6 protein-coding genes are annotated in these 9,940 nt (G+C 34.7%); 2 read left to right on the top strand and 4 right to left on the bottom strand.

From position 1 onward, the window contains the following. Positions 1-274 precede the first annotated feature (274 nt). On the top strand, positions 275-2,749 hold the full coding sequence (locus ENL20_05195; protein ID HHE37952.1) for a T9SS type A sorting domain-containing protein: 2,475 nt from the start codon (positions 275-277) through the stop codon (positions 2,747-2,749). 147 nt (positions 2,750-2,896) lie between these two features. After that, the gene (locus tag ENL20_05190; GenBank protein HHE37951.1) at positions 2,897-3,880 is read left to right on the top strand and encodes a T9SS type A sorting domain-containing protein; all 984 of its coding nucleotides are present in this window, start codon (positions 2,897-2,899) and stop codon (positions 3,878-3,880) included. Between the two features lie 67 nt (positions 3,881-3,947). Here the strand turns inward: ENL20_05190 and ENL20_05185 are convergent, their stop codons facing one another. The 4 genes from ENL20_05185 to ENL20_05170 form a co-directional block, all read right to left on the bottom strand. After that, complete coding sequence (locus tag ENL20_05185; protein HHE37950.1) at positions 3,948-6,986, bottom strand: TonB-dependent receptor; 3,039 nt, start codon at positions 6,984-6,986, stop codon at positions 3,948-3,950. Between the two features lie 302 nt (positions 6,987-7,288). Beyond that, positions 7,289-7,990, bottom strand: a complete 702-nt coding sequence (locus ENL20_05180) for a hypothetical protein (GenBank protein ID HHE37949.1) — start codon at positions 7,988-7,990, stop codon at positions 7,289-7,291. Between the two features lie 245 nt (positions 7,991-8,235). After that, complete coding sequence (locus ENL20_05175) at positions 8,236-8,436, bottom strand: hypothetical protein (protein HHE37948.1); 201 nt, start codon at positions 8,434-8,436, stop codon at positions 8,236-8,238. 252 nt (positions 8,437-8,688) lie between these two features. Next, positions 8,689-9,519: a hypothetical protein gene (locus ENL20_05170; protein ID HHE37947.1), complete on the bottom strand. Its 831-nt coding sequence runs from the start codon at positions 9,517-9,519 to the stop codon at positions 8,689-8,691. Positions 9,520-9,940: the final 421 nt, after the last annotated feature.

Below are 9,940 nucleotides of genomic sequence, written 5' to 3'. Positions count from 1 at the left end.
TTTTTGAGCAATTTCAATATTTTGTGATAAAGAAAATAGATTGAGCGAGAAGATCAGGATAAAAAGGAAAATTATAAATTTTTTCATTGTTCCTCCAATAAAATTTTTTGAACACAATCAATAAATTTTATTTACTCAATTTATAGTCAAATGATTTTTTTAAAAACTTGACATCTAAATTCCTGATTTTTTTTTTTGGAATGTAAAAAAAAAGTGCTTAAATAAGTGGGGTCAAACAAAAAAACACTGGATAAAACAGTGTAAGGAGGACCAAATGAAAAAAGCCAAAGCAACCATCGCCATTATGTTAATTTTAATGGTAACATTATTAATGGCAACATTTCTTTTTGCAGAACAAAAAGTTCTTATAAAAGAAGAAATCGTAAAACTTAAGGAATTTGAGGTGTTTAGATCGAGCTATGAAAATACTCAATCACTCAAATTTCCAACAATGAAAAATCCTTTTCAATTGAATGTATCATCTTCTCATCCAAAACCTGATTATGTGAAAAGTCAGATTCCATCTCATTCGAGAGACGAAATCGAAATTTTTATCGATGGAGAAGAATCAACGACGATGACGCAGGGAGATGATTTTGTTATTACTGTTTATTTTTCAGACGGAAGCAGTGATGCAATTATACAAAACTGGATTGATATGAATGGAAACGGAACTTGGGAAGAAGATGTCGATTTCAATATCGAAGATGAAACTGAAATTGCTGATAACGATATTGATGATGAAGATCCGACGGATGGAGTTTATCAATTTACTGTCTATGCAGAGGATGATGGTCCAAATAATGTTGGAAATATCGGTCTGCTTCTTGTTGCTATCGATTCCGGCGGAACAGATGTCGCTTATCTCTTTATCGAAGCTCTTATAAGTGATTATTCAGTTTCCGGTGATATAACTCCGGCAATTGCAAACCTGATAGTCGGGGTTATTCCGGTTGACGAGGATGTTCCCTGGATGGTTATGACCGACGATACCGGTCATTATCAGAATTATGTTCCTGAAGTCGGAACTTATATTGTGATGACATTTGATCCCTTAGGATTAACCGGTGGAATGTTCCCGGATATTGTCTATTTTGATGTTTATATCGATGGTCATTTAACAGGTTATGATTTTGAGTATATTGCTCCAACATCTTTTTTTGAAGGAACAGTTCTTGATGAAAATGATGATCCTCTTGCATATACTGAAATCAGAGCAAATCCTGAAGAGGGTGGAATGCAGGTCTGGACTGAAACAGATGAAGATGGGAATTATACTCTCGGAGTCATGGAAGGTTTCTGGGATGTCAGTTTAAATAATGATGAAATTATTCCTGATTATCTCGTCCCTCATGAAGTAGAATTATTTGTTGCTGAAGGAGAAACAGAAACTGTTGATTTTATTGCTTTTACAACAGATGCCACGATTACCGGAACTGTTTATCTCGATGACATTCCTGTTTCAGGAGTTCAGATCAGTTGTTGGAGTCCGTTGGGATGGACAGAAACTGAAAGCGAGTTAGATGGGAATTATACTCTTTTTGTAGCCAGCGAAGCTGATCAACTTGAAGGTTATCATATCGAGATCTGGGATCTACCTTTGGGAACTTATGTCGATGAACAGTATCATAACATTAATTCCGGTTCGACCAATATTGATTTTCATCTTCATACTGCCACCGGCGGAATCGAAGGTTATCTTTATGATTCCGCAACCGAAGAACCTTTGAATGAAGGTTGGATTTCAGCTACTCAGGATTTTGAAATATGGTTTAATACAGGAGTTTGGGAAGACGGATATTTCAATTTGCCATTACCGAACGGAACTTATTTTATTTATGCAAATTCCGATGATTACTACCAGGAAGAAATTTCAGATGTAGTAGTTCAAGACGAATTTGTTTACCTGGAATTTTACCTGGATCCGGTTTCTTTTGATGGAGCTCTTTGGGGATATGTTTATGAAGAAGGAACAGAAATTCCCATCGAAGATGCAGAAGTTTGGGCTAATACGGAAGGATATTGGAACAATGCTTTCACAGATGAAAGTGGATTTTATTACATCGATCTACCGAACGGAAATTATTGGGTCGATGTCTGGAGAGAAGGTTATTTTGGTTATCATTTAGAGGAAATAGTCATTAATAACGATGAAATCCAGCAGGATTTTTATTTAACACCCATGATTTTCAACGGTTCATTATCCGGTTATGTTTACGAAGAAGGAACGAGTGATCCGATCGAAGAAGTAGATATCTGGGTCAGTAGTGATATTTTCTGGACTGGAACATTCACAGATCCAGATGGATTTTATGAGGTTGATCTCATCAATGGAATTTACTGGCTGGATGCCTGGAAAGAGGGATATGAACCTTTTCATATCGAAGGTATCGAAATAAATGATGACGATGTTATCCAGAATATTTTCCTGACTCCTTTGAACAGTGTTGACGATAATGAAGGACTTTCCATACAAAATGAGTTACATCAAAATTCTCCGAATCCATTTAGAGAATATACATCAATCAGTTTCGTTCTAAAAGAAAAGGATGATGTTCGAATCGATATCTATAATGTTAAAGGGCAATTGGTCAGAACTTTAATCGATGAAGAAAAAGATAAAGGATTCTATAATCTGATCTGGAATGGTAAGGATAGCAACGATCATTCTGTTTCTTCAGGAATTTATCTTTATAAGATGAAGACCGGGAAATTTGCTGATTTAAAGAAAATGATTGTCCTGCAATAAAACATAAAATAAGCGATTGAAAAAAATAACGCTTAGTAAAATTTCTTGTGCGTTTTTTTGGGAAAAGATATAAAAAAAAATTAATGCTTGACGCCAAAAACAGTTTATATTTTTTTTCGTAACATAAATTTAGAAATGGAGGTTACAATGAATAAGTTATTAGTTTTAGTTTTTATTATTGGATTATCATTAACTCTCAGTTCTACTACTATTTATGATATCCAATATACCGATGATGCTGGTGATGGAACTTATCCTTCACCTTATGTCGATCAGGAAGTTACTGTCGAGGGTATTGTCACTGCTGTTAATTACAGCCATTATCCTGATAATTTCGTTATTTCCATGCCCGAAGGTGGTGCCTGGAAAGGTGTTTTAGTTTATATGTCCGGTGATGAAACATGTGCTTTAGGTGATGAAGTAGAAGTAACAGGAACAGTTCGTGAATATTACGGACTTACTGAAATTTCCGGTTATGGTGAAACTTTTATCAGCGTAACTCATTTGAGTTCCGGAAATCCAGTTCCAGCTCCTGTCCTTCTTACAACCGAAGAACTTTCTTCAAGTGAAGAGTATGAAGGAGTTTTAGTTCAATTAAATGATGTATATGTTTCGCAAGTTCCTGATGGTTACGGTGTATGGTATGTTGTCGATACTTCTGCAGTTCCCGGTAAAATTGATGATAGTTTCTTTTATCTTGATGATGTGGATCCGCCCATCGAAATAAATCTAAGTGACTATTGGGCTATCTTACGAGGGATTGCCGTTTATTCTTATGATGAATATGGATTAAATCCCAGAACTCCAGATGATATGATCCAAGAAAACTCAATTGATAATAAAATTATTGAAAATGTGATCACTTTGGGAAATCATCCGAATCCTTTTACGGCAGGAACAACAATTAGTTTTAATCTTAAACAAGCAGGCAAAACAAATTTGGAGATTTATAATGCAGCCGGACAGAAAGTCAGGACTCTATTGGATGAAAACAAAGATGCTGCTAATTACAACATTACCTGGGATGGCAGAAATGACGAAGGAAGAGATGTTGCTGCCGGTGTATATCTCTATAAGCTGAGACACAGCGGAAGATATACTTCAACCAAGAAAATGATTTTGATGAAATAAAATTTACTAAAAATAAAAACAGGTCATGTTTAACATGACCTGTTTTTTTGTGTCAGATATTTTCACTCTAAAATTTTACTTCCATTGTTAAGAAAAGATTAAACAACGGAGATGGAGTAACATACATATAATCATTACCGGTCAGATAATCATCGACGAATTTTCCATCTTCATCAAAATATCCGCGATTATAATCCTTCTTCACATTAGCAGATGAAAAATTATCATCTCGATTAGTGATGTTATTCAAATTCAACCTGATAAAAAATTCTTTTTCACCAAGATAAAAAGAGTATTTGAGATTGGCTCCAAGTTCAAAAAAATAAGGTAGTTTCGAACTTGTTATCGAAGTAGAATCCGCTTCAAATCCACCACTACCATCGTCGATATAGTTGCTGTAATATTCATTTGTGTAATTTGCATAATAATCGTCCCAATATTTGGCAGTTAATCCCATCCGCAGTTTTCCCTCAAAGGGAAGATTTTGAAAAGTATAACCCAGATCTGCGTTTGCCATTTTTTCAGGAGAAAAGGGAACAACTTTACCGATCATCTCATCCGCATCTCCCTTAAATATCTGCTCAACATTCATCTCGACCCAGCGATTCTTGGAATAGGTTAAAGAAAAGGAAGCATCGATATTCTCATATTTTATATTCGAACTCAATTCCAATCCCTGATGCCTGGCTTGTCCTGCATTTAAAGTCAGCGATTCGTCTCTCTGCACCGTGTAAACCGAATCATTATCCGCATCATAATAAAAATTAGTAACCGGAACATCGACCCGCTCAATTTTATCGACATAATCGCTGAGATAATAATTGGCATTCAAATCAAAAAATGCACCCTCATAACCGATCCCGAACTCCATAGTATTGATCTTTTCAGGTTTTAATTCTCCATAAAATGTTTCTATCGAATATTCCTGATTCAGACTATCAACCAGATCGATCTCATACATCTGGTTACCATCCGGACCATCATAACCGCTGTACCAATCCCGTGTTTTCGGTTCTTTGTAGGCGATCGAGTAGTTGGCAATTAAATTCAAATAATGAGTAAGATTATAGTTTATGCCGAATTTAGGTGAGAAAAAATTAAATGTTTTTTGATAATCATCCTTGGAAAATTTAAATGTCTCCACTCCCGAAGTATCGGTTTCCGTCTTTTCTTTTGTTGAATAGAAATAATAACCTGTTGGTTGACCGTTCCCAAGATCATAAATTTCGATCGGATTTTCCTCAACCTTCGAGGTATAACTCGCATATTGTCCGTCGATCATAATATTCATCTTGGAAAAAGGTTTGATCTGCGTTCGAGCAAAAGCGGACATATTCGAGACAGTGGAAGAGTAATCATAAGTTCTTTGCATTTTTTCGTAGGTTTCGACACTATCCGGAAATTCAGGATTAAAATGTCTGAAATTTTCTCTTTTACCGATATGATCTGCATTCCACTTACGAAACTCACCGCCTACAACCAGATTTAATGAGGAATTGAGATCGTGCTGATAATATGTGTTTCCTCCAAATTGGAAATGATCGCTGATACTATTATTTCTCCAGCTATAATCATATCTCGAATTAAAGAAATCTTTACCTTCACCGCTTATTAATTCCCCGTTATAGGAAGGACCTTCGACCGGGATCGGACCGATCCAGATCGTATCCTGCGGATTAAATCCTTCTACGATAAGATTATAATTTTCATAAAGATAAAGAGCGTGTTTTGCAAATTCAACATGCTCAAAAGCACCCGGATCGTCATCATCCAGAAATCCATCGTGAAAATAAATAGTTCCGGTTTCGATATCGAACTTATCTTGATTCAAATATTTCCCACCACCATCACCTTTGGTTACAAAGAAGTTAGTCATCAATATTTGATTTTCAGATATTTTCCATTCATCCCGTAGAGATATTTGCGGTTTAAAATAATAATTTTCCTGATAACTATGATTATTACGATTGTATTCTCTTCCTAATTTTGCGAATAAATCCCTGTCCGATTTAAAATATACCTGATTATGATTTTGGGGAGCACCGATAAAACTCAAATTCATTTTATGTTGACCGATCAAAGTTTGAGTTTCCAAACCAAAAGAATAGCCGTCATAATTTGTGCCGCTAAGATAATAATCTCCCGCTTTTCTCTCGATCATTAAATTATAAATGAATTTTCTGTTAAAGATGTTTCCGGAATTGTATCTGAACAAAAGATTATAATTTGATGGATGATAATCGATGAGATGACCTTTTCCATCGGCAACTAAAGATCTTCTGGTTAAATAAGGTATTTCGGAATTTGCGGGAGTAATAGCATGATCTATAATATCCATTTTTGAAGTTAAATATCTGCCGTAGGAAGAACGAAGCGTAAACGATCTTTCCGGTTTATTTCCGATAGTTTCAATATTGAGAGAACCGCCAAAAGCTCCGGAACCATACAGAGAAGAACCGGCTCCTTTCTGAACCTGCACGGATTTAACATTTGATGAAAGTCCAGTCCAATTCGACCAATAAACTTTCTGGCTTTCAGGATCATTGACCGGAATGCCGTTTATTAAAACCTGAATTTTATCTGCTTCAAAGCCTCTCATCGTGATTTGAGCATCACCGATTCCGGTTGTATTGGCAAACAATCCCGGGACATCATCGAGCAGTTGCGGCATATCTTCCGTCGTATATTTATCGGATATTTGTTCCTGATCGATATTGGTAAAAGCGATTGGAGTTTCTCTTTTTTTGGCTCGATTTGCCGTAACATCGAATCCGGCAATCTCAACTGCTTTGCTGACCAGAGAGAAGTTGACTATCGCAGTTGTGTTTTCTTCAACGATAATTATTTTCGATTCCGGCTTATAACCGATAAAATTGGTATAAACGGTATGTTCACCTACAGGGACATTTTTTAGATAAAAACTTCCATTTTCTTTAGAGTAAGTTCCTGATGTCTTATCCTCGATAAAAATTTGGGCATTTACAATTGGATTTCCTGTTTTTTTACTGGTTACTTTCCCGGCAATATTACCGAATTCTTCTGCAAATAATGAATTCAATATAAAGAATAATAAAATAAAAATACAAAATAAGTGATTTTTTTTCATCTGTCATCCTCCTCGTGTGAAAAAACTTGAAATGATGGTTTAAGTGTCAAGAATTTATCAAAAATTTTGATCATGAATTTTGAAATATATAAATTCTGCATAATTGAGTGTTTTTGAGAAAATCATAAAAGAGAATGTCTTTGCGAGGTTTTCTTCTTGCTGTTTCTAACGAAGCAATCTCCTTCTTATCAGCAAGTTAGAGCTTTAAATTGCTTCGCAGGAATTGCTTCATAAGAAATCTCGCAAAGACAAATTGAAACTGTGCAGAATCCTTTTTGAAATACTAAAAAGGAGGAATATTATTAATCTATCATAATTTTTTCAAGTTCTGTTCGATTATACAACAACAAATTCCCTTTCTTCCCAACTTGCGTTATCGTTCCGATTTTCTTCAATGCATAAATTATACGACGAGTTTTATAAATAGATATCTGTAGTTCTTTCGCATAACTTTTCGTGGAAAACGGATCTTCTAAACCTACAGGAATAAATCTTTGGAAATCTTTTTTATTTTGGAAAATGATCGATTCTTCTACATCCTTCAATTTCCTATCGAAAATACTGATTCCTTTCCTTCTCCAACTTCCTTTTCCATCATCACAACGAATTTCTTCTTCCTTGATCAATAAAACTTCAAGAGTAAAATTCATCTGCTGAAACAAACCGGTAATCCTGACAACTTCATCAAAAATATCGAGCAATTTCCCTCTTTTCGGAGATTTCCTGCTGCGCAGGATTTCTCCGTCTTCGGAAATAACAGTAATCTGTTTTTCTTGAGCAATTGGGTAAATTAAACGGACTTGATATTTTTCAGATAAGGTTAGAAGTTTATTCCTGATCTTTGCCAGGCTTTTTGTCTGGATCTCGATCAGTTCATTTTTCCTGACAATATCGATGATGTAATTATCTACTTTTGCTTCGAGTTTATCTCCCGGTTTGGAATACCATTTTTTCAAAGCCGAATGTAGAGAACGCTCGTTTTGGAGACCGATATTGGGGATCATATTTGATTGTATCGGAATTTGAAAGTTTAAGATTAAAGTGATTGTATCTTGTCACAAAAAAGCAAATCACAAAAAGTAAATCACAAATGACAAATAAATTCCAAATCCAAATATTAAAATTACAAACGAGCTAATGCCCATATTTGTTTTGAATTTGGAATTTTCTTCTTTGTTATTTATTTGAATTTTGTGTTTTGTAATTTGATATTTCATTTCAGTTTTTCTTGACTCACTACTAATACTTTTTATAAATAATTACGAATTTCCTGCCAGGTTTTCGCTACTTTTTTTCCTGATTCAATTTCTTTGATTTTTTTGAAAGCATCAATAAAATCGAGTTCCAACTTTTTTGTCTCATTCCGGTAAGAAATATCATCAAAAATTTTTATTTTTCCTTCCGGAAAAGATTGTAATAAAGATACAACCTTTCTAAAAAATTGAATCATCCACATTTAACATAACTCGATGCATAAAACCTCCTATTGAATTTATTTGATAAACTCAAGTCCATTTCTGCTTCGTTCTTTTCGGGACTGGACTTCATCAACTTTAGTTCGATGGAGCTCAGTAGAATGCTTGAATTCCGGAGTCATCTCAAGTCCGGTTTCGCTTATTTATAAACCTGATTATACAATCAAACTTTCCGAATTTTATTTTGAAGAATTACTTTGAAAGAAACTTCGGAAAGCGTTGTAAAATTATTTAAATTGAACCTTTAATTCCTCGTTCATTTCGATTTTAACACCGGGAAAATTTTTCATGATCTTTTTCATTTCTTTCTGGTTTTCTTTTAATGAATTCAGTTTTTTAAAATTTTCCGTATCTTTGAGGATCTCATCAAAATCCATTTCCACAAAAGTTATGGTCGAGCCATCCCTGTTGGTTGCATTTGTTTTGGTGATCTTACCGTCAAACTCAAATTTCATCGAGAATTTCATTCCGGCGAACATCGCTTTCATCATTTCCATTTCAGAAGGATCCATTTCCATATCCTCGACTTCTTCGGGAACTTCTTCTTCTGCCTTGTCAATTTCTTCACTCAATTTCGGGTATTTAATGGTCAGTTCGGAAGTTTTACCCTTCTTGAATTCAAAACTCAAATTCTCGGATGGTTGTTCTCCTGTCGTTCCCATCATCGGCATATTTCCCATGGCAGAACCTGCCGGATTTTCATTAACAGTCAGTTTCGTAATATCCTCAAAAGCATAAATAACTTCGTAGCCAACTTTTCCATTTTTTTCCAAAGGCTTGCTGGAAACATAACTTACATTTTCTCCATATTTAGTAATGTCTTTTTTCAGTTTCTCTTCGTCATAAAAAGAATTTTCCTGTTCTTCAGTTTCTTTTTCAGCTTCCATTCCAAAACCTGACATCATCCCTGACATCATACCTTCATTGAATAGAACAGTTTCCTCGATCGTTCCGCTTCCATCTTTCTTGACTTTGATTAAAGTCGATACTTCAAAACATCCTGATAATAAGATCAATAGCAACAATCCAAACAACAAAAACCTGATTTTCCGATACATAAAAACCTCCATTTATTTTTTTATTGGTTAGACCTTTGTTTTGTATGGAAATATCTGTCAAATGAAATTTTTTATGAACAACGAACAAAACGAACAGGACGAACAAACATACAATCAGATTTATAGTTCGCTTTTGTTGGTCATTGCTCGTTGTTTAAAATATCAACCTGGCAAGTTGATTTACGATTCCGGTTGACATCAATTTCTTAAAAAAAAAATTAGAGAATCAGCAACGAACAAAACGAACATTACGAACTTTTTATGTTTGTTAAGTTTTGTTCGTTGCTGAAATAAGTTCGTGTTCAGTCTGTGCAAGTCAGTAGCAAAAAAAAGAAAAAGACAGGATAACAGGATTTACATGATAAATTCTTAACTTTGCGTCTTTGCGGTTAAAATGTTCGTTTTGTTGGTTTTGTTCGTT

This window comes from Candidatus Cloacimonadota bacterium (assembly GCA_011372345.1).
Taxonomy (GTDB): domain Bacteria; phylum Cloacimonadota; class Cloacimonadia; order Cloacimonadales; family TCS61; genus DRTC01.
The sequence above is the reverse complement of the archived record's forward strand: the minus strand, read 5'-3'. Positions and strand labels throughout refer to the sequence as shown.

What these genes read in the sequence shown, in the direction of transcription:
- ENL20_05195 (HHE37952.1), top strand. Translation starts at nt 275, where the DNA reads ATGAAAAAAGCCAAAGCAACCATCGCCATTATGTTAATTTTAATGGTA.
- ENL20_05190 (HHE37951.1), top strand. Translation starts at nt 2,897, where the DNA reads ATGAATAAGTTATTAGTTTTAGTTTTTATTATTGGATTATCATTAACT.
- ENL20_05185 (HHE37950.1), bottom strand. Translation starts at nt 6,986, where the DNA reads ATGAAAAAAAATCACTTATTTTGTATTTTTATTTTATTATTCTTTATA.
- ENL20_05180 (HHE37949.1), bottom strand. Translation starts at nt 7,990, where the DNA reads ATGATCCCCAATATCGGTCTCCAAAACGAGCGTTCTCTACATTCGGCT.
- ENL20_05175 (HHE37948.1), bottom strand. Translation starts at nt 8,436, where the DNA reads ATGATTCAATTTTTTAGAAAGGTTGTATCTTTATTACAATCTTTTCCG.
- ENL20_05170 (HHE37947.1), bottom strand. Translation starts at nt 9,519, where the DNA reads ATGTATCGGAAAATCAGGTTTTTGTTGTTTGGATTGTTGCTATTGATC.